Origin of the sequence: Shinella sp. AETb1-6 (genome assembly GCF_009826875.1) — a bacterium.
Taxonomy (GTDB): domain Bacteria; phylum Pseudomonadota; class Alphaproteobacteria; order Rhizobiales; family Rhizobiaceae; genus Shinella; species Shinella sumterensis.
In genome coordinates, this window is record NZ_WUMM01000011.1 from 115,793 (window position 1) to 140,017 (window position 24,225).

Here is a 24,225-nt window from a genome sequence, read left to right on the forward strand (position 1 = left end):
AATCAGATGGTCGATGCCGCCCTCATCCAGCAATGCGCCGATCCGGGCTTGAAGCCCGCGATTGTCGAACAGTTCATTGAGCGGGCGGGGTCGCAGGATCCACTCGCTGTCACGATAAGATCCGGAAGCCGCATGGTGCTGGTGCCGAAGCCCACCACGTCCGACGAGGCGATGGAACTGATCCGCCAGCATGTCGGCCGCAATATCGTGCGTGTCGGCGTCACCCAATATCCGGCTGGTCTCGGCGTTATGGAGGCCGGTGCGCTGAAACCGGACCTGGTCGATCGTTGCGAAAATATCCGGATGGGCACAGCGCTCTTCGCCAAGGTCTATCGTATCGTTACCAAATGGTACGGCAATCCCACCGAGAGTGAAGTTCTTCCCGAGGTTCTCGACGATGCGATCATCGCCTGGCAGACGGGGTATTTCGAGGGAACGGCGGTGTTTCGGGCGGCAGACCCTGGCGAAGTGGAGGTGCCGGACCCTGAGAAGGACGAGCCTGCGAGCGATGCTGTCGAACAGTTAGTAGATGCTGCCGAGGAGGAAGTGAGCGATCCTGTCGATGACGAGGCGCGCGGCGACGATCCAAACAAGGCGGGCATTCGTGTCGATCTCTCAGGAATTGGAGCCGAATGACCTTGCTTTTGTGAAATTCACAGCGCGACCTGCGTGATCATGTGCATGTTTGCACTGGCGAATTCAGCGTCCGCCCTCTATAAGGGCGGGTAGGGCAGTACGCGCTGCCTTGGGGTGTGGAAACCTCTGCTAGCAGTTGATGTCGGCTGTTTCGACATCGGAATCCTCTGACCATTGTGGCCGGGGGCCTGTGACGTATGTCCAGGTGCCTCGGTACTAAAGGTCTCAGGACTGTCTAGCACAGTTTCCAACCCCCGGCTTGGGATCAGGGATTAACGTTTGCGGGGGCGCACCGCGGACAAGCCGGAGACTGGATCGAATGACATCGGACGCGCCGACATCGGAAGATAAACTCGAAATGCGTCCCGTGTACGGGCTGACGCAGGGTCTGCCCAAGGCTGATCTGGAGAGCCTGACAGTGGATGCTATTCGGACCCATCGACGCTTGGTCGATGAGGCCGACCGGCTCTTCCAGGCACTGCCTGAGAACTACAAATCGGGTAAGGCGACTGGCGGTGCTCAGCACCTCACTTACATCCAAGCCTGCATGGAGATGCACGCGCAGATGTATGTGGTGAACACGCTGGTCAACATCCTCGGCTATATCCCAAAAGTGTCGGTGAACTGAGGCTCAGATCAGCTTTCGGCGAATGGCGACTGCGGTCAGGTGGGTCAAGGTATGCACGTCGAATCGTTTCTTTGTTTCGGCGATCTTGACGCGTACGCTGTTGTACTTGACGCCCTCGAGGTCCGCCGCTTCCTCCATCGTCTTGCCGACAGCGATCCAGCTGAGATAGGCGGCCCCCTTGGGATCGAGACCAATCGGCTCCTCGACACTTGGGGTCGGATCAGCGAGATTGATGCGGGCATGAAGTTGCGCGACCGCGGATGCAGCTTCGACAGGGTCGATCTCGCGGTCCATGTCGATTGCCGGCTTCTCCGAGGCAAGCGTGAACATCGCTATGGAACCGTGTGCGGCCTTGATGGGCACCGTGATGCCGGAGCGAATTCCGAAATCGGCTGCATGCGCAAAGAACGAGCGTTCCGCTTTCGATAGCCGTGGGTTGTCCTGCTTAGCGCTCCAGGTGAAAGCTTGTTTCAGGGACTTGGCGCGTCGAATGACGGGGTCGATCGCAAGATAGCCTCGCCGGAAATAGTCAGATTGCCACTCTTGACGATAGTTCGATATTGCGAGCGAACGCCCTGGCTGGATGTTCAGATAGGCATAGCCTGCAAAACCGATCTGTTCGGTAAAGGTCGCAAGCGCGTCCTTCAAGATGCTTTCGTCGCCAGGAATAGCGGCGAGATCGGTTAGCTTGTCCAGCCAGTGTCGCATTCGAAATTCCTTGTAGATCGTCAGGTGGAACAGATCATACGATCCCTTTATGAGTAGATGAACTTAAAATGCAATCTAAAGTTGCATGGCTTAGTTTATGGAACTCAGCGTTTCGCCAAGCTGAAAAACGCTTTCGTTCCGCGAATTTAATGGTCCGTGCATCGCTGTCGTATCTCTGGTAGCAGCCTAGCAAATATCACTCAGCACGAGCCGGCTTGCTTGCTGACGTAGAGCTGAAGGTCGGCACCCTCGCGGCGCAGTCACGCAACCGAGAGGGTGAGAAGAACCATTGCCTCAAGCCGGCGACCCGTTCGAAATAAGAAACTCGAGGCGCCGGTATGATTTTTTAAGAGGGCAGCTTGGAGAGCAAATCGGCGCGCTCCTGGTTGGTGACAAAGCCCGCCATGATGGCATTGCGCGTCAAGCCGACGAGACCAGCTTCGTCCAGTCCGAAGGCTGTCTCCGCGATTTTGTACTCTCGTGCAATGTCCGTCCAAAAAAATGGTGGATCGTCCGAATTCAAAGTCAGCTTGACCCCGGCATCATAGAGGCCGCGAAACGGATGGCTTTTAAAATCTGGAAAGAAGTTGAGCGCCACGTTCGAACCCGGGCATGTTTCGAGCGTGATCTCGTGTTCGATCAGATAGGCGACCAGGTCCGGATCGGTGAATGCGCGGACACCGTGCCCGATCCGCTTGACACCAGGCACTGTGAGGGCCTCCCGGACGCTCTCGGCACCGGCCGCTTCGCCAGCGTGGATAACGAGACGCAGTCCAGCGTCGCGGGCAATGTCAAACGCCTTGCCGAATTGAGCTGGCGGAAACGGCGCCTCGTTTCCTGCAAGGTTGATTGCACGCACCAGGGGTCTTTGCAGCTTGGCAGCCCAACGCGCTGTCTCCTCGCAGTGCTCGACGCCATTGTGACGCAACATAACGATCTGGAGGGTGGTCAAGGGCCCTCCGCGATCGCGATTGTCGGCTATTGCCGCCTCGACCGCATCGAGCGCCGCCTCCGGCGCAAGTCCATTTTGCACTGGCAGTTCGGGCCAGAAAATCAGTTCCTGGTAAAGGACGTTCGAGTCCCTTGCTCTTTGCAAGTAGTCGGTCGTGATGTCGTAATAGTCCCGTTCGCTGCATATGCAACTGCCGACGATCTTGGCCAGATTGATAAAATCCGGGAAATCGACGTAGCGATAGTCGCCTTTTTCGGTGAAGCAGGCGTCTGGAAGAACGATGCCGTTACGCGCTGCAAGTGCGCGCGCTCGCTCAGGCGATACAGAGCATTCCAGATGAACATGTAGCTCGGCTTTTGGCACGGCGGTCTGGTCAATCATAAATATGGTTCCTTTCAAGTCTTGCGTGATTTTGTCCGATTTGACGGCGCGGCAATTATCGTCTGGAGGAGCCGGCGGACAGGATGGCTCGCATGAACTGATCATGATAGCGCGCCGTGTCCGCCTTCAGGACGACGGAGACACCCGTTTCATGGCCTTCCTGCGCAACAAGGGATCGCAGCTTGCGCCGATCGACGACCAGCATGCTGCGGGTAAACTCGCCGCCCGTTTCTACCGCCACCGGCAGGCGATGCGACGACAGGATGAGGGAAGGATCGATCGCCATGGCGATCAGAAGCCCGCAGTGTCCGGCGCATTCCCTCACGCCAAGAATGGATTCGTAAAAGTCCAGATAATAAGGAAGTATCTTCGTCAGATGCTGGACGCCTGGGTGGGCCACGTTCCCCATTGCCTGAACGTCGTCGTCGGTGATGCGCGCTTCCATTGTGACGTCCAGAGGCAATATGACCAACGGGAGATCGGACATGCAGACGATCCGGGCTGCTTCCGGATCCCCATCGAGATTGGCTTCGGCCACGGGGGTGGTGTTGCCGGAAACCGCGATCGCGCCTCCCATCCAGTAGATGGCACCGACGGACCTCATGAGCTCCGGGTCGAGCTTGTAGGCGAGCGCGATATTCGTCAGACGCCCCATCGCCACGATGGTCAGCCCCGCGCCGTGGGCGCGGATCTGTTCGAGAATGAAATTGGCAGCATAGCCTTCGCCGAGCCGGTCGTGGAGGTTTAGCCTCCCGAGAGGCCCTCTTCCAAACTGTCCGTGCACCTGCGGTGCCGGACCGCACCCCGCGATAAGCGGCTCGCGGGCGCCGGGAACGACGGGAACTTGCCTTCCCATCAGGTCGACGATCTCCAGCGCATGATAGGCGCAGTCAATCATCTCGGCATTGCCGAAGACAGAGGTGACCCCGACGATTTCCACGTCAGGTAAGAGCATCGCGTGGACAAAGCCCATCGCGTCGTCGAGGCCGGTGTCGCTGTCGATAAGGAATTTCAATTCAGCCTCCCTCGGCTGCCGCTCACGACAAAGCGCGGACGGACATCATGGTTGTTATGGCGGGATCGGGCCGCACAGCCCGTTTTGTCAGGCGCCCACCGGGTTCTTGCGAACGGTAGAAGACAACACGAGCACGCAGAGCGTGATGACGTAAGGCAGGATATCCGTGAGTTGGTTGGGGGCTCCAAAACTTTGAAGCCGCAGGCCCATGGCGTCAGTCAAGCCGAAGAGAAGGCAGGCCAGGCCCGCTCCCAACGGGCGCGCCCGAGATAGCATTATGGCAACGAGCGCAATCCAGCCGCGCCCCGCTGACATGTCTTCCGAGAACATCGTCACTGTCCCAAGCGATAGTTGCGCACCAGCCAGGCCGACCAACCCTCCGCTGATCGTGACGGTCAGGAAGCGGAGACGATCGACGTTGATCCCCAGTGAGGTGGCAGCATCCGGGTTTTCGCCGGTTCCACGAAGCCGCAACCCCATCGGGGTGAAGTACAATAGCGCGAACACGCCAAAAGCCAGCAGCCAGGACAGATATGTCAGAAGGGTATGGTTGTTGAAGGCGGCGCCGTATGGCCCTAACTCGGCCAGAAGCGGAAGTGTGAGGCGCCGCAAGGGCGGGATCGTTGTGTCGGCGAATGTGCCGCTCACGCCGAAAAATATCCGCAGCAGGTAGGCGGTAAGGCCTGATGCGAGCAGATTCATGCCGATACAGACGACGACCGGATTGGCACGCAGTAAGGTTGTGCCACCGGCCAGAATGACCGAGAAGGCCATTGTTGCGATCATCGCGGCCAGAAGACCTGCTAGGTCGCTTCCTGTCGAAAAGGCAACCGCGACCCCGGCAAAAGCGCCCACCAACATCTGGCCCTCGAGCGCCATGTTGAACACGCCGACCCGCGAGCAGAGTAGGCCGGCAAGCGCTGCCAAAAGCAAGGGTGTCGTTGCTTGTAATGCCGCAAAGATGAGATATGGCGAAAAGACGTCAGTCATGACGACCCTCCTGCTTGTGGAAGCGCACGGTGAGGATGAGGACGATGACGGCCTGCAGCATCGTCGTGAAGACACGAGGTACGGAGGTAGACCGCTGCATCGCAAAGCCTCCTGTTTGCAGCGCCGCAAAGAAAGCGCCTGCCAGAATGCACGCCACAGGTTCGCCTCGGCCGATAAGCGCGGCCATCAGTCCGGACCATGTATAACCGGGACTAATCAGCGCTCCGTCGATGAAGCGGTAGAAACTCCCGAGGGTCATTATCGATCCGACCAGACCGGCCACCGCGCCGGCGGCAAACATCAGCTTGAGCGTTTGCAATTTCGTGTCGATCCCGACATAGGCCGCAAAATCCCGGTTGTTTCCACTGACCTGGGTCTCGAAGCCAGCAACACTGCGACGATCGACGAACACAACAAGGATGCACACCGCGAGGATCACGATTGCGCCTGCGTTGACCGAACCTCCAATCAAGGGGAGACGGGCATCGATCGGCACCTGCACCGTCTGCGGGCTTCCAGATCCCATGTCATTGAAGGGAAAGCTCACCAGATAGGACGCCAAACCGATTGCACAGTAGCTCAGGAGCAGGCTGGAGATGATCAGTGGAATCTTGAACTTGGTTTCGCCGTATCCCGCGATCACTGCGAAAAGTCCCGCGCTCGCAGCGCCAGCGATCATTGCGACCAAAGTCAGGATAGGCCCCGGTAGGGGGAGGTATATTGCGACGAGGGCGGATGTCAGTGCCCCGACCACCAGCTGCCCGTCGCCCCCGAGGTTTATGATGCCTGCGCGTAGGGGAATAGCCGCAACGAGCGTCATTCCGACGAGCGGAACGGCCCAGTTTATAGAATCCTGGATCGATCGTGGACCAACGCTGCCTACGACCAGCGACATCAGTGCGCCCAGGACGTCTGCGCCCGAGAAAGCCAGGACCGAAACCGCTACGATGAAACCAATCAGAAGCTTCGCACCGCCTAGAACATATGCGCTCGGAAGCGCGCTTTGTGTCTTTGGACTCATACCGCAGCCTTCCCGCCTGCCATGAAATAGCCGATCTCTTGTTCGCTCGCCGTTTCGGCAGGGAGTTCGGCAACGATGCGCCCCTCGTACATCACGAGGATCCGGTCACAGAGCGCGAGAAGTTCGGAAAGCTCGGACGACACGAGAAGGATCGCACGTCCTGCCATTCGCTCTTGCAACAGCACTTGATGGATAAATTCAATTGCCCCGACGTCGACGCCCCGCGTTGGCTGCTCAATTATGAGAACATCGGCCTCGTGAGCCAGTTCACGCGCTACGATAAGCTTTTGCAGATTGCCGCCGGACAGGGTCCCGACCTTCGTGTCGGCAGAATGAATGGCCACACCAAAGCGCTTTATAAGCGTCTCGGCATAGGCGCGCATCGCGCTCTTATCGATGAGGCCTCGCTTCGACATCGGTGCACGACGATGCTTGCCCAGCGCCAAGTTGACAAAGGCAGGCATGGAGGATGCCGAGCCCACTTCATGGCGATCTTCCGGAACGAAGGACAACCCGTGCCCGCGCAGTTGTCGGACGGTCAGATTGAGCGTCGACACGCCCGCGACCTTAATGTCGCCGGAGTCTATTCGGCCACGACCGGTAATTGCGGCGATCAGTTCGTTCTGACCATTGCCCGCAACGCCCGCAATGCCAACAATCTCGCCGGCGCGAACGTCGAGCGTCACGCCCGTCAGGATCGGTTTTCCGGCGTCGGTGCGAACAAGGTCGACAACTTCGAGTTGCGCCGCGCCCGCCTTCCTTTCCTGCCGCGGCAGGCTTGCGTTTACCGTGCGTCCCGTCATCGCTTCGACGATCCGTTCCGAGGTCGTCTCGCGCGTTGACATGACATCAACAACCTGGCCCTTGCGCATGATGGTGACTCTGTCGGAGACCGCCATGATCTCGTTGAGCTTGTGGGTCACGAAGAGGAGGGTCTTACCCTTGTCTGCGAGATCACGCATGATTTTGAGAAGCCCATCGCGCTCTCCTGGCGACAGGACCGCCGTTGGCTCGTCGAGGATAAGGATGTCGACCTCGCGGTAAAGCGCCTTCAGGATCTCAACGCGCTGCTGCAGTCCGATGGGCAGATCCGCGACGATCGCGTCCGGATCGATCTGGAGCGAATGGGCGGCAGCAAGTTCCCGGATGCGGGCACGCGCCGCTGTCTTGTCGATCATGCCACCGCGCGCAGGCTCGTTCCCAAAGACGATATTCTGCCAGACAGTCATGGACGGAAACAGCTTGAACGCCTGATGAACCATGCCGATCCCGGCGGCGATCGCATCCAGTGGGGAGGAAAACGCGACCGGCCGGCCGCGCAGCTTTATGGTACCGGCAGTCGGAACGAGCATGCCGAAAAGCATCGCCATCAGCGTCGATTTGCCGGCTCCGTTTTCGCCCATGACGGCGTGGATCTCGCCTGACCTTACGCTAAGGTTGACACCGTGATTGGCGACGAGAGCGCCGAAGCGCTTTTCGACGCCGATTGCTTCAAGTACATATTCCATAGGTAACCCGATCGTTTGACGTGCAGGGTGGAAATGCAGATCTTTCCGATCTCAGGGGTTCATCGGATCCTTGATCTCGACCTTGCCGTCGATAATGTCCTGGCGCAGCGCTTTGACCTTCTCCAGAACTTCGGTGTTCTTTGAGGCGACGCACTTGTTGACGTCCGCTGCGCTTTCCAGCGACGTCAAGGTGACAACGCCTTCCTTCAATCCGAGACTGATGGTGCCGGGCAGCTTCTTCTCGATCGCCATGTCGAGACCGATCTTGATGAGACGGTCCATGCGCTTCTCGACGTTGTCGATGACGGCCGTCGGCGCGAGAGGGCAATTGTTGGTGTCGGCACCCACAACAAATTTCCCGGGCATGGATCGAGCAGCGTTCACGACTCCACCCCCGGACGCGCCAGCGGCTACAAGGATCGTGTCGACGCCGTCAAAATAGAGCGCGCTCGCCATTTGCGACGCGCGAGCAGGGTCCGAAAAAGGATTGCTGCCGCCGATCCACTGCTGTGGCTTTACGCTGGCCGAGGGATCCGCATGTTTGACACCGTCAATGAAACCGTCGGTGTAGCGGTGGAGCAACGGAATATCGATGCCGCCGATCGTAGCAAATGTTCCACCTGGCTTCAGCCAGGCTGCCTCGGCACCGGACAAGAAAGCCATTTCCTGTTCACGCACGAAGAGGCAGTGAACATTCGGTCCCGGCTTCTGCGGGCAGTAGTCGACGGCGAGGAACGTCGTGTTTGGGTGTGCTTCCGCGATTGGATCGAGCAAATCGGCAAACTCGAAACCAACCGAAAGCACGTAGTCAGCGCCATCCCTTGCTGCTGCGTCCAGATCACGCTTTCGCGTGATGGGGTCAACGCTTTCAAATAGCTTTGCGGTGCCTCCGTGTTCCTTCGCGACGGCCTCCGTGCCGGCCGCCGCCAGCTTGAGATAGTCGTTAACGCCGATCTGGTTTGGCGAAACGAGGACGATCTTCGGCGCTTTCTGCGCTTCGGCATGGTGAGCGGTTCCCAGTGCAATGAGCGCGATTGCCGCGGTCTTCAGTCGGTGCATCGAAACGTTCCCTTTATCGATCTTTGATTTTTCGGTCCGCATTCAGAGCGCCCGCAATGCGTGAGGCCTGATCGGCATGCGGCGATTTTCGCGGTCACACCAAATTCCGCTTGGAATTTTGATAGCCAATATTTAAATATTGATAGCCAAAATGAATCTGCTGTCAAGCGGCGAACGAAATAACGGGTAAGAATGTGCGGACGGTTACAAAAAAGTTGTGGGATCAAAACGAGGCGCATGGATTGGTCGATCCATCAGCAAGAGATATATGCGACCTGAGACAGCCGCACTGGCATCGAAAGGACTTCTAAGATGAGTGGCCGTTCCCATCAGGTAGCGAAGATCATTCGAGACGCGATCGTTGCCCGTCGCCTCGTTCCAGGCGACAAGTTGCCCGAGCGAGAAATCGTCGAGGCGACCGGTGTCAGCCGCGTGGTCGCTCGCCAAGCCTTGATCAGATTGTCCGAGGAAGGCCTCGTCGCGTGGCATGAAAATCGTGGGGCCTCGGTCGCTCGCCCCGATTTCGGCGAAATCGTCGCTTTGTTCGATGCATTGACGGTGATCGAACAAGGTGCGCTCGACAAACTGCATAGTGTCATCGGCAGCGAGCTTTGGCATCGGCTACGCCGGCACGCCACCGCGGAAATCAGCATGTCCTGCGATCTCGGCCACGATCCGGAACCCGACACCACGGCGAATTTCCACATCATGCTGGTCAACGCAGTGCGCAATCGGTTCATCATGGACTTCCACGAAAACCTCGTGCGACGTGCGACCGTGTTCAGTTCGATCTTTCGACTGGAGTCGACCTCGACCCCTCTATCGCACGATCATGCAAAGATCCTCGATGCCATCGAAGAAGGAGATCTGCCAAAGGCGAAGGATCTCCTTGAAAAGCACTATACCGCAGTCCTACGCAGCTACAGCGAAAAGGTGGAGCGTTCGACCACGCTTTCCATTCGGGAAGCGCTGTCGTGACGATTTGTGGCGGCCCGCTGACGAAAAACCGGCCACCCTTTGCTTCAGCCCATCAGGAGTGCGGGATCAAAATAGCATCGCACCTCCTCGAACTTTCCGTCGCGGACCTTGATAACGTTGATCCCGAAAAGGTCATAGGTCTTGCCCTGAGCGTCGGTGAACACCGCCTTCCATTCGATCGCAGCTCGATCGCCTGACGACAGTTCATGTGTGATCGTGACATCGAGACCGACGAAGCGTCGGAAAGACTCCTCATAGAACGTCCTGATCTCGTCATGGCCGACCAGGCGCTTGCCGGGGGGTATGAAGACTGCGTCGGTATGATAGTGCGAAAGGATCGCCGGGATGTCGTGAGCGCATTCGGCTCGCCAGTAAGACTCGGCAACCTGGCGCGGGGTATCGGTATCAGCCATTATCTCCTCCTTGGGATGTGAACAGGTCTATTTTCCATCAGCGGCGCCAACGACGACATTCGTGTCGCCGTGGCCCTCGGGTCCCATCGACAGATAGCCACCGTCGACCGCGAGGTCTGTTCCAGTGATGAACGAGGCGTCGTCGCTCAATAGAAACAGAATGGGCTTTGCGACTTCATCGACTTCGCCGCATCGCCGCAACATGTGATACTGGCCCCAAACGGGCGCCCATTTGTCTTTACCGCCGGCGCTTTCGGCTGCACGCAGCACTTCATCGGACCAGATCCATCCGGGACTGACGCTGTTGACCCGAATGCCGTCGGCCGCAAGGTCCAGGGCCGCGCACTTCGTTAACTGGTTCACCGCGCCTTTCGACATGTTGTAAGTCCATCGGTTTCCTTGGGCGATGTGACCGGAGATGCTGCCGACATTGACGATGGCGCCGCCACCCGATTTGCGCATGACCGGCGCGACCGCCTGGACCATTCGCGCGAACCCGACCGGACCTACGAAGTAGGACCGATTCCAATCCTCGGTCCTCGCATCGAGGGCGCGGGCAACAAAAGCGAAGGCGTTGTTGACAAGGTAGTCAATGCGACCGAAGCGATTGAAAGTTTCCGTTGTTAGCCGGCTGCAGAAGGATTCTTCGCCCATATCGCCCTGAAGGAAAAGGACGCGCTTTTCGGACGGGTCAAGTTGCAGCGCGAGTTCCTGACCCGATGCGTTCAGATCGCTGAAGGCAACGGAACCGCCTTCTTGAAGGAACTGGCCGACGACGGCCCTGCCAATACCTCCAGCGCCTCCCGTGATGATTGCGACTTTGCCCTCAAAGCGAAGATTTTGTGCCATGATGGCTCCTCCTAGATCAGATTCCGACCGGCAAGATTACGCATGAGTGCGGCGGTCCCGAATTCCCACGGTGGGCAGGCGTCAGTCGACTGCATCCGGTTTTCCAGCGTGCCGAGCGCGTCGTTCGAAATAAGCACGCGATCTCCCGGCTTGTGCGTGAAACCCTGCCCGGGCTCATCCCTGTCCTCGGTCGGCGCAAAGAGCGTGCCGAGGAAAAGCACCAGACCATCCGGATATTGGTGATGTCTTCCGATCGCCTGGGTGACCAGATCAAGTGGGTCGCGGCTGATTTCGCTCATCGACGAGCTTCCGGTCAAGACGAAGCCGTCGATGCCTTCAACTCTCAGGTCGAGCTTGGCGGATCGCACATTTTCGATCGAGTAGCTTTCATCGAATAGGCGGATGAAGGGACCGATCGCGCAGGATGCGTTATTGTCCTTAGCCTTGCCGAGCAGAAGAGCGGATCGTCCCTCGATGTCACGGAGATTGACATCGTTACCGAGCGCCGCGCCCTTGACGCGACCAAGACTGTCGATTGCGAGCACGATTTCAGGCTCCGGATTATTCCAATGCGATGCCGGATGAAGACCGCACTGCGACATATGCCCGACCGAAGACATTGGCTGCGCCTTGGTGAAGACCTCCGCGTCAGGTCCGATACCGACCTCCAGATACTGCGACCACAGACCTTCCTTGATCAACGCCGCCTTTACCCGCGCGGCATCGGCCGACCCTGCCTTTAAATCGCGCAACGATGTGCCGACGATGGCAACGATGTCTTGCCGAATTCGCGAGGCAAGGTTCGGATCGCCACCGGATCGCTCCTCGATCACCCTTTCGATCGTTGACCTTGCAAAAGTAACGCCGCAGGCCTTGACCGCCTGCAGATCGATCGGAGCAAGAAGCTTGCAGCCGCTGCCCGATTCACGCGTGGATGCCTCGATCTCATCCAGTGGTCCTAAAAGCGTCCGTTTGGCAGTTTTGGCATAAGCGGCTGGATCATCGAGTTCCAGCAAATCCCGCATCGTCGGGCACTCTCTCGACGTAATGTCGTAGACAAGGCCGGAATGCACATACACAACTGCCGGTCCAACGCCGGGAATTCCTACGCGACCAACGAAAGTACCGTTCATGCGACCATCCTTCCCCCACCAGCATCTTGAACCGGCAAGCTCCTTATGCCGTCGACGCTCAAAATCTGCACTTGTAGGGCAACCCTATAATAGCTATAACAGGCACTGTCTACAGAAAAAGGGTCTCGATAATGGAACCGAAAACCGACCGCCTTTTTTCAGGCGTTGACCGGCCGGAACCTCTGCATCTGGTAATTGCCGCCAGAATCGCGAACGAAATTGCCTCAGGACGTTTGATGCCCGGCAACAAACTTCCGGGCGAACACGAGATGGCGTCTGCCTTCAATGTCAGCCGCAACGTCATCCGCGAGGCGATCGCGTGTCTTCGCGCTGACGGCGTCATCGAATCGCGCCAGGGCCTTGGCGCGTTCGTTCTCGATCCTCGCGAGCGACAGGCAATTCGTATCTATTCCAATGCGCTCGAAAACGAAGACAAGCTAAAAAGTCTCTTCGAGTTGCGAGGCCTTCTGGAGGTTTTGGCGGCTGAACTTGCGGCAAGTCGCAGAACGGACGTGCAACTCGAGGCGATCAGAAGCGCGCTTGCCCGGATGGAGGGCGATGAAAAGCTGACCTATGCCAGCGTCGATGCGGACCTGGACTTTCATCACCGCGTCGCTGAAGCGACGAACAATGAATACATCATCGAATTTCTAAACTTCATGGGTCAGCGTATTCGGCGAACGATATTTGCAGCCCGGGCATCGCACAATATCGACGCCATAGTCGAGACGACCATCGCCGAGCACCGAACGATCTTCGAAGCGATCAGCGCGCAAGACGTAACGGCTGCAGGACAGGCCATGCGCAAGCACATTGACGGTGCCGCTCGCCGGCTTGGCCTTTCGTCCTCTCCAAAATAAGCGAAGTAAGTTTCGAGCGACAATGCAGGATCTCATTCGGACAATCGAACGTATCGTCGGACGCCGGCATGTTTACACGGGTGCAACCGGCACGAGGCGCTTTCGGCAAGGATATCGATACGGCGGGGGCGCGATCGTTGCAGCCGTGCAACCCGGTACGCTGCTTGAAATGTGGACGGTTCTGAAGGCATGCCACAAAGCAGGGCTGATCATCATATGCCAGGCCGCAAATACTGGACTGACCGGCGGCTCGACACCGGTCGGTGACGGCTATGACCGGCCCGTCATTGTCATTAACACGATGCGCCTCACTCGACTGGAATTGATCAACAATGCCGAACAGGTCGTGTGTCACGCTGGGGTTACGCTCAACCAGCTTGAAAGCAAGCTCAAACCTCACGGGCGCGAGCCGCATTCCGTCATTGGCTCGAGTTGCATCGGTGCGTCGGTAACGGGTGGCGTTTGCAACAATTCCGGCGGCGCCTTGATACGGCGCGGCCCCGCTTTTACCCAGCTTTCGCTTCACGCCCGCATCACGGAAGACGGTCAACTTGTCCTGGTCAATCATCTCGGGATCGACCTCGGTAAAACGCCCGAGGAGATTTTGACGAAGCTCGACCGCGGGGAAATTTCGCCGGAAGAGATTGTCAACTCTGAGAACGTGAGGGCATCGGACGACGAATATTGCAATCACGTCAGGGACGTTTCGGCGTCAACTCCGGCCCGCTATAACGCCGACCCGCGTCGCCTCTTTGAAGCTGCCGGATCGGCGGGACGCATTGCCGTCTTTGCTGTAAGGCTCGACACGTTCGAGGCCGACAACAAGACGCAGGTCTTCTACATTGGAACGAACGATCCGGCAGAGCTTGAAACCGTTCGTCGCGATATTCTGCAGACTTTCACCCACCTGCCGGTTGCCGGCGAATACATGCATCGAACTGCCTTCGATGCGAGCAGCCGGTACGGAAAGGATCTGTTTCTGTTCATCAAGCGGTATGGGACGGATCGAGTCCCAATCGCCTTTGCAGCCAAGAGCCGGTTCGATGCGATCACCGAAAAGCTCGGACTTGGGGGTGCGGTCAGTGACAGGCTCTTGCAGTTCGCTGGCCGTCTACTCCCCAATCATCTGCCCGCACGCCTTAACGAATACCGGGACAAATACGAACATCATCTGCTGCTGAAAATGGGGGACGCCGGTATTGACGAAGCGCGTCACTACCTGTCCGAGAAATTCCCTAGTCAGTCGGGTCAATACTTCGAGTGCTCGGAGGATGAGGGCTCTGCTGCATTCCTCAATCGTTTTGCAGTTGGCGGTGCAATTGTCCGCTATCGCGCAGTTCATCCCGAAACGGTTGAGGACATTGTCGCTCTCGACATAGCGCTGCCGCGAAACACGCTCGACTGGTTCGAAACACTGCCAGCCGAAATCGAAGCCAGGCTTGAGTTCAAAATGTACTGCGGGCATTTTTTCTGCCACGTCCTACATCAGGAGTACCTGGTGAAGAAGGGCGAAGATTGTGATGCGGTCAAACACGATATCCTGGCCCTGTTGGAGGATCGAGGGGCAAAATATCCTGCCGAGCACAATGTGGGCCATCTCTACGATGCCGAGCCAGCGCTCAAGGATTTCTACCGTTCGCTCGACCCGACCAACACGATGAATCCGGGCGTTGGCAAGACGTCATTGCTTTTGAACTGGAAGGAACCGGGCCATTTTTCGAACCCCGCCCAGCCTCCAGGACGATGCGTCGGTGAATGATGGAAGTCAGCTCAGGTCAGCTCAACGCCCAGCCGAGTGGCGGCAGAGCGGATGTGCGTTTCCATCGCAGCCCGCGCGGCAGGCGCATCACGTCGCTCGATCGCCAGCAGAACCGCCTCATGTTCGATTTCAGTTGAGTGAACAAGCCGCCCGAGTTCGTTTCGGTCCAGAGCCTGCTCAATCGTCTGCCTGGTATGGTGCGATATAAGCGTCAGGACGTTGACGAGATAGCCGTTGTGCGCTGCCGCGGCTATCGACCTGTGGAACTCCATATCGAGATCAATCGCGCGAGGTGACCAGTGTTCCGATGCCACCATCTCAACGTATATCGAGCGCAGATGTTCTGATTGTGATGACGTGCGCCGATCCGCGGCCAGTCCCGCCGCCTGGACCTCCAGCGGCAGGCGCATCTCGAGAAGGGCACGAATATTTTCTGGCTCGTGCAGCCCCTTTGGGTCGATACGAAAGGATTGACGTTCGTGTGGGGCCAGAACGTAAGCACCGACGCCTTGACGCGAACCAAGAATGCCATCGGCTCGAAGACAGGCAATTGCTTCGCGTATCACGTTTCGACCGACATTGAACTGCAGTGCAAGTTCTTGCTCCTTCGGAAGCCTGTCACCTGGCCCAAGGGCGCCCCGGTCGATTTGCTGGCCGATGAGCGCGGCCACGCGAAGATGCAGAGGCTCCGGTCTGTTGACCTCGCTGAAGATATGCTTGCCTGACAAATCGGCCATCCCTATCGCTCTGGTTGTTTGCGAGCATTCTAACCCGACTCGGAATGACAAATCAGCATAAATCCGTATATAGCACTTGCCCTACAACCGGATAATAACTATAGCCGCAGAAAGACTGGATTCCGGAGTCAGAGTACGTGGCGGGCAACACGGAAAGCGTCCCTTTCGTAAGATCGAGGCACCCCACCCCGGGCAACGGTAGTTATGAATGAAGATGGAAAGCAAACATGACAATTCACCAGAACCTCATCAATGGACAGTGGGTCGGCAGCACGTCGTCGGCGAACATCAATCCATCCAACACCGATGAGCGGGTTGGGCTCTACGCCCAGGCCGACGCCGAGGATGTCAGGTCGGCGATCGCAGCCGCCAAGGAAGCTTTTCCATCGTGGTCGAGATCGAGCGTTATCGTGCGACACGCGATCTTGAAAAAAACGGCCGACGAGATCCTCGCGCGCAAAGAGGAAATCGGCGCGCTTCTTGCGAGCGAAGAGGGCAAGGTTTTAGGAGAAGCCATCGGTGAGACCGTCCGAGCGGCACAGATTTTCGACTTCTTTGCAGGCGAAGCCCTTCGGCTGTCAGGCGAAGTCCTTCCCTCAGTACGGCCGAATGTCGGGGTCGAAATTACCCGAGAACCGCTTGGCGTGATCGGCATCATCACGCCTTGGAATTTTCCGATCGCCATCCCCTCGTGGAAGATCGCGCCAGCGCTCTGCTATGGAAATACCGTCGTCTTCAAACCGGCCGAACTCGTTCCCGGCTGCTCCTGGGTCCTCGTTGATATCCTGAAACGCGCAGGCCTGCCAAACGGTGTGCTCAACCTCACCATGGGCCGCGGCTCGGTCGTCGGGCAGGCCATGCTGGACAGTCCCGACCTCGCCGGCATTACCTTCACCGGATCGACAATGACGGGCCAGCGCGTCGCGTCCTCATCGCTGCCATTCAATCGAAAGTTCCAGCTTGAAATGGGCGGGAAAAATCCTTTCGTTGTGCTCGATGACGCCGATCTCACGATCGCAGTGGAGGCGGCGGCGAATTCGGCTTTCTTTTCCACCGGCCAGCGCTGCACCGCCTCGTCGCGACTGATCGTCACCGAAAATATTCATGATCGGTTCGTCGCAGCGCTGAAAGATCGCGTCGCTGGACTGAACGTCGGACACGCTCTGGCAAAGGGCACGGATATCGGGCCGGTGGTGGATGCAAAGCAGCTGCAGCAGGACTTGGATTACGTTGAGCTGGGCAAGACCGAAGGCGCAAAGCTTGAAGTGGGGGGCAATCTCGTCAAGTGCGACACCAACGGTTTCTTCCTGCAGCCAGCACTCTTCACGGACGCGACAAACGCAATGCGCATCAGCCGCGAAGAAATCTTCGGACCGGTCGCGGCGGTCATCCGTGTTAAGGATTACGACGAGGCGCTCGCGGTGGCCAACGACACGCCGTTCGGCCTTTCGTCGGGCATTGCGACGACCAGCCTGAAATACGCCACCCATTTCAAGCGCAACGCCGAAGCTGGCATGGTCATGGTCAACCTTCCAACGGCAGGCGTCGATTTTCATGTACCCTTTGGTGGACGGAAAGCTTCCTCCTTCGGCCCCCGCGAACAGGGCCGCTACGCAAGCGAATTCTTCACCACCGTCAAGACGAGCTATACACTCGGCTAACGCATCTTCCCAGTTGAGCCACATTGAAAGGTAAGTCTGATGGGATTTCCGTTGCTCTCTGCCTTGTCTGGACACTCGCACCTTCTCGGCGAAGGGCCGCGCTGGATCAAAGGGGCGCTTTGGTGGATTGATATCGAAGCCGGAGAACTTTGGAGCGCGACGAACGCAGACGACATCCGGTGCGCGCTAAAGCTTCCCTATCAAATCGGATCCTATGCCGCGACCACGGATGGCCGGTTTATTCTCGCCACCCGTAACGGCTTCCAAATGTACGACCCGTCGAGCGGCCTAGTAACCGACATCGCTGATCCGCAGCCAACGCGCATGACGCGATTCAACGATGGGCGTGTCGATCCGGCCGGCCGGTTTTGGGCGGGCACGATGGCAATCGACCCCGCCCGTTACGCGGAACCGCTTGGTATTCTATATTGTCTGGATAGTTCCGGTACCGCCGTCGAGAAGCTGTCCGGGCTGACCATATCAAACGGCATCGATTGGTCGAACGATGCGAGCACAATGTATTTGAACGATACAATGCGTGGCCAGACTCTCGCGTTCGATTATGATTGTGTGACGGGTGCGATCAACAACAGGCGGACTTTCGCGACGTATGATCCACAAAAGGGCCTCCCTGACGGGCTGGTCGTCGATGTTCACGACCATATCTGGACTGCGGTGATCGGCTCTGGAGAGGTCCTGCGCTTCCGTCCTGACGGGTCTCTCGATGCGGTAATCAACGTCGGCACCCGCTGGCCGACGGCATTGGCCTTTGGCGGAAGCGACCTTTCAACTCTCTATGTGACCACATCGCGTCATCTCATGGATAGTGAGCAGCCCGACGCCTCGGCCGGCCTGGTGTTTGAAAGTTCGACATCTTGGCGCGGACGCTCGGAAAATCTTTTGCCTGCTTCGTTTGGCCGCCATGCATAGGCTTCGCCAAATGACACGACGCGCTGAACGAGGCTAAGGAAGGCAAAATGCATTCCGACTTCAATGCAGAACTGCACGCGAGGCCATCGATATATTTTTCCGGGATGGCCTACGTCGAACATCTTGCCTTAAGGCCGATTGGCGACGCAGGAATTGTCTCTAGGCACGAGGCAGTCACCATCGAGGACGTAAATGATCCAGACGTCTATATCCAGATCGAGTTTCACACAGAGTTCGCCACTGTTACTCGGGTAACGCCGGTTTCCGAGCGTCCGCTGACTTGGCCGGTCCCGCGATTGTCGCATGAACAGTGCGAAGAATTGACTGGCCTTGGCGGAACAGAAATATCGTGCCGGGTTGGAATGCTCATTCTCGACAAGACGCCAGCAGACCTCGGCCACGTCCTTTCGGAGTTCGGGTTTCAGAACAGTGCCGCTTCGAACGTGGGAGGAGGTGCGGCCCAGGTATGTTCCGACTTCCGAGTTTCCGCCGAACTCGGCGCCAGAATCCTCTTTTTGAACGAAAGCTTGAACTCATACAGATTGGGGAGGATGGTCAGGAGGATATTCGAAATTGAGACCTACCGATGCATGGCACTCCTTGGTTTGTCGGAGGCGCGCAGATTAGGGCCGATCCTCAAACGATTTGAAGCGGACCTGGTTGGTCTGACCAATGATAATGTGCGAACAGATCCGCAAGGGCACAGGCAACTACTTGGAGAGATTACTGAATTGTCGGCCCAAGTGATCTCCGAAACGGCCGCAACTCGCAATCGATTTGGTGCCACATCAGCCTACGCACAGATTGTCGAAGAGCGCATTGCCGAACTGCGCGAGAGCCATGTTCCCGGTTTCCAGCGCTTCGGTGTATTCGTCGCCCGCAGGTTCAAACCAGCGGTACGAACATGCGCCGCTACAGCTTTGCGACTCGAACAACTCTCTATCGCCACGACCCACCTGCTTGATCTGCTCCAGACTAAAATTCAGGTCGAGATCGAATTTCAAAATGCGCGGCAGCTAGGCGTGATGGCTGAACGCGCGACGACCCAGATCCAGATCCAACGTGCGGTTGAAGGTTTCTCGGTCATTGCGATAAGCTACTATCTTATGAGCTTGATTGAGATTGCCTTGGGCGCCGCGGAACGGGCCGGCGTCCACATACCTTCGGCAATTGTTTTGACTTCCATCCCAGTAGTTTTGATCGTCGTCGCTCTCGCCATTCACCGCGTCAGGCATGCGATCGCCACTGCGCGAGGAAATTTGTAATCGGGCGGGCTAGTAGTGGAAGTGCAAACGGCTAAAGAGGTGCAGGGATTGATCAGGCGCAGGGTTGGGCCGAATGACGCCAACCGGCTTCGCAACGTCAGCGCCGACTCAATGATGTCCGGCGTCTGTCGTGACGCTTCGTGGTGTTGCAAATCCCACGTTGGGATGAAGAAGGATCTGCGTGGCTGCAACGAGCCTTGTGCCTGTCATTGTTCAACGGTCTGGGCTACGATGCTCTATGACGGGTGGCGTCATGCGGTCCAGCTCGTCGCCGAGCGGGACCCCCGCGATTATGAAGTTCCTGCAGCTAATTCAATGAATAGAAAAACATGTGGTGGGGTCCGGCTTTGAGCGCTTAATCACAGGCAAGGCAGTTATCAATGTTCCGCCTATCACGACCGATGCGGCGGCGTGGAGGCAGCCCTGACCCCCGCTGTTGACCAAGTGTTTTAGGACCTGCTTTGAGCCTGTTAGCGCCGACCGGAACGGTGAAGTGCATATCGAATGTCTGCAACTGCAACCTGACCGACATTCGTTCACAGTCCTTGCGCCGATGAAGCTCGTTGCGGTGAGAGCGCCATCCACAATCCAACCGTCGCTGCAAGGCCGCCGATGAGGAACACTGATGCATATCCGGAATGATCTGCGAGCAGACCGACCACAGGTCCCGTTGCTCCATAAGCGAAGTCCTGAAAGGCGACAAAGCCACCGACAGCTGTGCCGCGAACATGCGGGGGAACCCGTTTCACGACTTCGGTACCCATCGCCGGGAAAATCATCGAGCAACCAAGCCCGGTCAGTAACGCGCCGGTAAGCGCCGCATTGGGCCCCGGGGCGAGCCACAACAGATATTGTCCGCAAGCTTCCACAATAAGCGAGACGACGGCCACCCGCGTGCCGCCGACCTGGTCCGGTAGATGGCCGAAGACCATGCGCACCAGCACGAAGCCGACGCCGAAAAAGGACAGGCCAAGTCCGGCATGGGGCCATCCCCGGCTGAGGATGTAAAGTGGGAAAAATGCGCCGATCGCGGCAAAGCCGACACCTTGCAGGCCGACGACAGCACCCGACCGCCAAATCCGGCCAATGATACGCCAGAAGGATTGCCGCTGCCCAGCCTGCGGCGCCACGCCTGGAAGCCAGTGAATCGCCACGAGCCCAATGAGGGGCAGTATCGTGCAAGCGGCCATCAGCCCCGTGAAGCCTGATCGGTTCAGGGCCGCCATCCCAAGCGGTCCGCCGACAGCGAAGGCGCCATAGATCCCGATGCCGACCAGCGATATGACGCGGCCAGAACGGGCCGGCCCCATCAGTCCTAGCGCCCAACCCATCATGCCGACCATAGCGACGCTTTCGCCGATCCCCAGCAGAAGTCGGCCGACGATCAGGATGGTGTAGCTACCGGCGACAGGAAGTCGTGTCCAACTCGCCAGAAGGCAGACCAAACCGGCCGCGGCATATATCAGAAGCCCCCGCTGCATGGCAGGTTTGCCGCCGATGCGGTCGGATAAGGCTCCAGCCCAGCCGCGTGTCAGGATCGTCGACAGGAAGGCAATACCGACCGCCAGGCCGGCATACGTGTTGTCGAGACCGAGCCCCTGAACGACGTGTACAGGCACAGCGGGCAGCGACATGGCCACAGTCAGGTAGGAGAGAAACAGAGCGATCGTCAGCGCAAGGACGCGACGATAGGCGAGATCGGGTTGTTCAGAAACGCGCATGTATACGCACCTTTTTCGTTGTTGCAGGATGCGTTGATTGACGCTGAACGCTTGCGGCCGCTGATGCGGCATGGAAGAGCGAGTGGCATCGCGTTTCGCTGCGCGACTCTTTGCGCTCTCACCCTTGGATCCGGACATATTGTGCAAGGGAGCAAAGACGGGGCGAGTTCTTGGATTCGGGCCTAGGAGCGAGTACCACCGTAATCCGTGTGCTTGTCACGCCAGACACCGTGCGGGTGCGGCTGAGAAAAGTTGTAGGGGCTGTCCATGACAAGCTCGATCCACAACGAGGGGCCATCGATGCGAACATAGTCGCCCGTTCTCGACAGAGACGGCGAACCGGCAAAGCTCACACGGGTTTGGGCCAGCTCGCTTTCATAGCGGGCCATGAACAGGGCGGCGTTGGCGTCGTCGATGTCATGAACGTAGGCGGCGATCACCGCCAAGAGGAGGTCCCGTTGCTGGTCGCTCAACACTGCTGCTGCGATCCCCTCAGAGTTGGCCGGAAACGACCAGTCCCTTCCCGGGCCCATCACCACATCCGAGAATTTGCCATGGATTCGAGCACTCTCGCACTGACCATTGTCCAATGAGGCCAGGAGTGCCCGGAATGCATCCATGGCAGGCTTTTGAGGCGCGTGCATCACACCGTTGAATTCGAACGGAAAGGCTGGCTCGATGCCCCTAAACGATGGCGTCGCGCCGATTAGGATGCCCTCGCGATAGGTATTGGACAGAGCGAAATGGTGCCCGCCGAACTGAAGCTGCCACAAACCCGTGTCCGATGGTTCTCCGAGGAATGCAACATAGAAATCGCCGCGACCGTAGCGCTGGTCCTTTCCAATCTGCCGCAGAAAATCGTCAGCGTTCAGGTGCTGCTGAAGTTCTTCGTAGCCCTGGCCTTTCCCGCTGCCAGTCGCCGCGGCAAGCAGGGCATCCAGATGTTGCCATTGCGACGGTGAAAGTGTTTCCAGGCGTAGTCCGATGCGACCGCGCCGGCCCATTCCCCATTGCGGATAGGTATGCCAGCGTGACGCATTCGCCAGCGAGTATGGCCGCAGGAGATCCGATCGCTGCTTGTCAGACAGCGCAGCGGCAAATGCGCGGGCCCGCTCAAGGACGGTGCGGCCATTCGCCAAGGCCGCCGGTGTGGCTGTCGTAATAACGGTGTCGGGCTGGGCCGACGCGAGAGAAGAGTCAACTGGCTCGGTGCATCCGAGCAAAATGGCGCCCAAGGCAAACGTGGAATTGCCGATGAAACCGCGGCGCAAGGGTTTATTTGCGGGGCGCGTTGCGCCCGCCTTGAACATACGCATGTGTTGATCTTTCGAGGTCGTGGAGTTTACCGGGTACGCCGCCTTGGCCGCGCGGCCGACCGGAACGGGCGCCTGATCAGAGAGTCAGCCGGAATAACCGGGCTGGTCAATATCCGCGAGAAGGCTCGGGCCAGCCGGTTCCCATTGGAGAAGTGACCGGGTGCGCGCGCTGGAGACGGCCATGTCGGCACCCGCCATATTTGCGAACCAGCCAAAGTGCTCACGCTCTCTTGGCTCGACTGGCAAGCCAAGACGACGGCCGATTACTTCAGCGATTTGCCTGAACGGCACGGCCTCGTCGGCGACCGCATGATAAACAGGTTCGGTTACGCCTTTCTCGAGGGCGAACCGGTAGACCCTGGCAGCGTCGAGCCTGTAAACACCGGACCAGCAGTTCTCACCGCTGCCAATATAGGCGGACACGCCTGTCTCTCGCGCGAGGCGAACCACGATGGGAATGAACCCGTGATCGCCCAGGCCATGCACGGACGGTGCAAGCCGCACCGTAGCAACCCGCACGCCGCGCTCTGAGAGTACCCGTGCTGCTGCTTCCGACTTTCGCGGGCCCGCCGGGCCGGGAACATCGGCTTCGGTCGCACCGCGTGGGAGCCCCGATAGGCCTGACGTCACGAGAAGCGGCCGTTGCGATCCTTCCAATGCACCGCCGAGTGCTTCAATAGCGCGCCGATCCTGTTCCGCGCTTTCGGGGAACCTGGAGAAGTCATGATTGAACGCGGTATGGATCACCGCGTCTGAATCCTCGGCAGCACGACGCAGGACATTGATGTCGTCAAGTGTGCCTTCAACGATCTTCACGCCTTGGGCAATCAGCGCCGATGCTTTCTCCCTGTTGCGGGCAAGCCCCGTGACCTTGTGGCCGGCATTCAGTAGCTCGTTGACAACGGCTGAGCCGACCCAACCGGTGGAGCCAGTTACAAATACGTGCATAGGGGTTCTCCTTGTTATTCGTCAGTTGACCCGTACGGAGAGCTCGACATCCTCGGCAAAGGGAAGAGACATGTAGCCCGCAGCCGGCGCGCGCACGCGGTCTAGATATTCCGGACAAAAATCAGCATTGTCCGCTATGATGAGGGCTCCAGGCCTGAGGCGGCTTTCCACCAGACTCAGGATTTCCGGATAGAGCGACTTTGCGCCATCCAGCAGCAGCAGATCGATCGTCTCAGGTAGATCAGTTCTCAGCGTTTCGAGCGCGTCGCCTTCCCGGATTTCGACGAGATCGATAACACCGCCTTCGGTCAGATGCGCACGCGCTCTCGCTACTTTCGAGGGTTCGAATTCGCTGGTGATCAGCCGCCCGCCGCCATTGTCACGCAGTGCTGCAGCCAGGTGCAGTGTCGAGATGCCGAACGACGTGCCGAACTCAACAATGCTGCGGGCTCGGGAACTGCGCGCCAGCATATATAGCAGCAGTCCGGTCTCCCTTGAGACCGGGAGCCACAGATCCTTCATCAAACCATAGAGATGCAGATATTCGGTCTTGCTCCGCATCAGCCGGTTCCGCTCATCGCGCGAGAGCGCTGCGAGGGATGGGCTTTTCGCGGCATCAGCTTCATTAAAAAGGCGATCCAGTAATGGCGCCAGCGGCGCGGTACTAAGCGTGGTCATGTGGTTCCAATCTACAAAGGAGTTGTTTTGTCTCGCGATACTAAATACGATTGTTTCGTCGCATTAGCTAATCGCATTG

23 protein-coding genes are annotated in these 24,225 nt (G+C 58.2%); 8 read left to right on the forward strand and 15 right to left on the reverse strand.

Annotated features, from left to right (window positions below; genetic code table 11):
* The first annotated feature begins 6 nt into the window (after window positions 1-6).
* Complete coding sequence (locus tag GR158_RS19135) at window positions 7-636, forward strand: TraH family protein (protein WP_085421441.1); 630 nt, start codon at window positions 7-9, stop codon at window positions 634-636.
* Between the two features lie 319 nt (window positions 637-955).
* Window positions 956-1,264, forward strand: coding sequence for a transcriptional repressor TraM (locus tag GR158_RS19140; protein WP_133036464.1), 309 nt, complete (start codon window positions 956-958; stop codon window positions 1,262-1,264).
* A gap of 3 nt (window positions 1,265-1,267) precedes the next feature.
* On the opposite strand, the gene traR is transcribed toward GR158_RS19140, so the two are convergent.
* The 7 genes from traR to GR158_RS19175 form a co-directional block, all read right to left on the reverse strand.
* Window positions 1,268-1,972 carry a transcriptional regulator TraR gene (gene traR / locus GR158_RS19145; protein WP_160872191.1) on the reverse strand — a complete coding sequence of 235 codons (705 nt, stop codon included), beginning with the start codon at window positions 1,970-1,972 and terminating at the stop codon, window positions 1,268-1,270.
* Between the two features lie 346 nt (window positions 1,973-2,318).
* Window positions 2,319-3,305 carry an adenosine deaminase gene (gene add / locus GR158_RS19150; protein ID WP_160872192.1) on the reverse strand — a complete coding sequence of 329 codons (987 nt, stop codon included), beginning with the start codon at window positions 3,303-3,305 and terminating at the stop codon, window positions 2,319-2,321.
* Window positions 3,306-3,360: 55 nt separating this feature from the next.
* Window positions 3,361-4,320 (reverse strand): nucleoside hydrolase, encoded by a 960-nt coding sequence (locus tag GR158_RS19155; protein WP_160872193.1) that lies wholly within the window; start codon window positions 4,318-4,320, stop codon window positions 3,361-3,363.
* Window positions 4,321-4,407: 87 nt separating this feature from the next.
* Window positions 4,408-5,310 (reverse strand): ABC transporter permease, encoded by a 903-nt coding sequence (locus tag GR158_RS19160; RefSeq protein ID WP_160872194.1) that lies wholly within the window; start codon window positions 5,308-5,310, stop codon window positions 4,408-4,410.
* Window positions 5,303-6,331, reverse strand: a complete 1,029-nt coding sequence (locus GR158_RS19165; RefSeq protein WP_160872195.1) for an ABC transporter permease — start codon at window positions 6,329-6,331, stop codon at window positions 5,303-5,305. The genes GR158_RS19160 and GR158_RS19165 overlap by 8 nt, the downstream gene beginning before the upstream one ends.
* Window positions 6,328-7,839, reverse strand: coding sequence for an ABC transporter ATP-binding protein (locus GR158_RS19170; RefSeq protein WP_160872196.1), 1,512 nt, complete (start codon window positions 7,837-7,839; stop codon window positions 6,328-6,330). Before GR158_RS19170 ends, GR158_RS19165 begins: the two co-directional genes overlap by 4 nt.
* Before the next feature lie 51 nt (window positions 7,840-7,890).
* On the reverse strand, window positions 7,891-8,940 hold the full coding sequence (locus GR158_RS19175; RefSeq protein ID WP_246665718.1) for a BMP family ABC transporter substrate-binding protein: 1,050 nt from the start codon (window positions 8,938-8,940) through the stop codon (window positions 7,891-7,893).
* Window positions 8,941-9,210: 270 nt separating this feature from the next.
* Here GR158_RS19175 and GR158_RS19180 point away from each other — a divergent pair, with 270 nt between their 5' ends.
* Complete coding sequence (locus GR158_RS19180) at window positions 9,211-9,876, forward strand: GntR family transcriptional regulator (RefSeq protein ID WP_160872197.1); 666 nt, start codon at window positions 9,211-9,213, stop codon at window positions 9,874-9,876.
* Between the two features lie 44 nt (window positions 9,877-9,920).
* Here the strand turns inward: GR158_RS19180 and GR158_RS19185 are convergent, their stop codons facing one another.
* Genes GR158_RS19185 through GR158_RS19195 form a run of 3 tightly spaced genes read right to left on the reverse strand, consistent with a single transcriptional unit; the run spans window position 9,921 to window position 12,271 of the window.
* A complete protein-coding gene (locus GR158_RS19185) occupies window positions 9,921-10,289 on the reverse strand; it encodes a nuclear transport factor 2 family protein (RefSeq protein WP_160872198.1) in 369 nt (122 codons plus the stop codon).
* Window positions 10,290-10,316: 27 nt separating this feature from the next.
* A complete protein-coding gene (locus GR158_RS19190) occupies window positions 10,317-11,138 on the reverse strand; it encodes an SDR family oxidoreductase (RefSeq protein ID WP_160872199.1) in 822 nt (273 codons plus the stop codon).
* A gap of 11 nt (window positions 11,139-11,149) precedes the next feature.
* On the reverse strand, window positions 11,150-12,271 hold the full coding sequence (locus GR158_RS19195) for a fumarylacetoacetate hydrolase family protein (RefSeq protein WP_160872200.1): 1,122 nt from the start codon (window positions 12,269-12,271) through the stop codon (window positions 11,150-11,152).
* Between the two features lie 131 nt (window positions 12,272-12,402).
* Here GR158_RS19195 and GR158_RS19200 point away from each other — a divergent pair, with 131 nt between their 5' ends.
* On the forward strand, window positions 12,403-13,131 hold the full coding sequence (locus tag GR158_RS19200) for a FadR/GntR family transcriptional regulator (RefSeq protein ID WP_160872201.1): 729 nt from the start codon (window positions 12,403-12,405) through the stop codon (window positions 13,129-13,131).
* A 22-nt stretch (window positions 13,132-13,153) separates the two neighbouring features.
* On the forward strand, window positions 13,154-14,890 hold the full coding sequence (gene dld, locus GR158_RS19205; protein WP_160872202.1) for a D-lactate dehydrogenase: 1,737 nt from the start codon (window positions 13,154-13,156) through the stop codon (window positions 14,888-14,890).
* Between the two features lie 11 nt (window positions 14,891-14,901).
* Here the strand turns inward: dld and GR158_RS19210 are convergent, their stop codons facing one another.
* The gene (locus GR158_RS19210; RefSeq protein WP_160872203.1) at window positions 14,902-15,627 is read right to left on the reverse strand and encodes a FadR/GntR family transcriptional regulator; all 726 of its coding nucleotides are present in this window, start codon (window positions 15,625-15,627) and stop codon (window positions 14,902-14,904) included.
* A gap of 227 nt (window positions 15,628-15,854) precedes the next feature.
* Here GR158_RS19210 and GR158_RS19215 point away from each other — a divergent pair, with 227 nt between their 5' ends.
* The 3 genes from GR158_RS19215 to GR158_RS19225 are packed head-to-tail and all read left to right on the forward strand — an operon-like array spanning window position 15,855 to window position 19,483.
* Complete coding sequence (locus GR158_RS19215; RefSeq protein ID WP_160872204.1) at window positions 15,855-17,288, forward strand: aldehyde dehydrogenase family protein; 1,434 nt, start codon at window positions 15,855-15,857, stop codon at window positions 17,286-17,288.
* 39 nt (window positions 17,289-17,327) lie between these two features.
* Window positions 17,328-18,218, forward strand: a complete 891-nt coding sequence (locus GR158_RS19220) for an SMP-30/gluconolactonase/LRE family protein (protein WP_160872205.1) — start codon at window positions 17,328-17,330, stop codon at window positions 18,216-18,218.
* A 47-nt stretch (window positions 18,219-18,265) separates the two neighbouring features.
* Window positions 18,266-19,483 carry a DUF3422 domain-containing protein gene (locus GR158_RS19225; RefSeq protein WP_160872206.1) on the forward strand — a complete coding sequence of 406 codons (1,218 nt, stop codon included), beginning with the start codon at window positions 18,266-18,268 and terminating at the stop codon, window positions 19,481-19,483.
* A 536-nt stretch (window positions 19,484-20,019) separates the two neighbouring features.
* Here GR158_RS19225 and GR158_RS19230 read toward each other — a convergent pair.
* The 4 genes from GR158_RS19230 to GR158_RS19245 all read right to left on the reverse strand — a co-directional run bounded on the left by GR158_RS19230 (window position 20,020) and on the right by GR158_RS19245 (window position 24,146).
* The gene (locus GR158_RS19230; protein ID WP_160872207.1) at window positions 20,020-21,204 is read right to left on the reverse strand and encodes an arabinose transporter; all 1,185 of its coding nucleotides are present in this window, start codon (window positions 21,202-21,204) and stop codon (window positions 20,020-20,022) included.
* 182 nt (window positions 21,205-21,386) lie between these two features.
* Window positions 21,387-22,520 (reverse strand): DUF3500 domain-containing protein, encoded by a 1,134-nt coding sequence (locus GR158_RS19235; RefSeq protein WP_202402360.1) that lies wholly within the window; start codon window positions 22,518-22,520, stop codon window positions 21,387-21,389.
* 84 nt (window positions 22,521-22,604) lie between these two features.
* Window positions 22,605-23,468 carry an SDR family oxidoreductase gene (locus GR158_RS19240; RefSeq protein WP_160872208.1) on the reverse strand — a complete coding sequence of 288 codons (864 nt, stop codon included), beginning with the start codon at window positions 23,466-23,468 and terminating at the stop codon, window positions 22,605-22,607.
* Between the two features lie 21 nt (window positions 23,469-23,489).
* The gene (locus GR158_RS19245; RefSeq protein ID WP_160872209.1) at window positions 23,490-24,146 is read right to left on the reverse strand and encodes an O-methyltransferase; all 657 of its coding nucleotides are present in this window, start codon (window positions 24,144-24,146) and stop codon (window positions 23,490-23,492) included.
* Window positions 24,147-24,225: the final 79 nt, after the last annotated feature.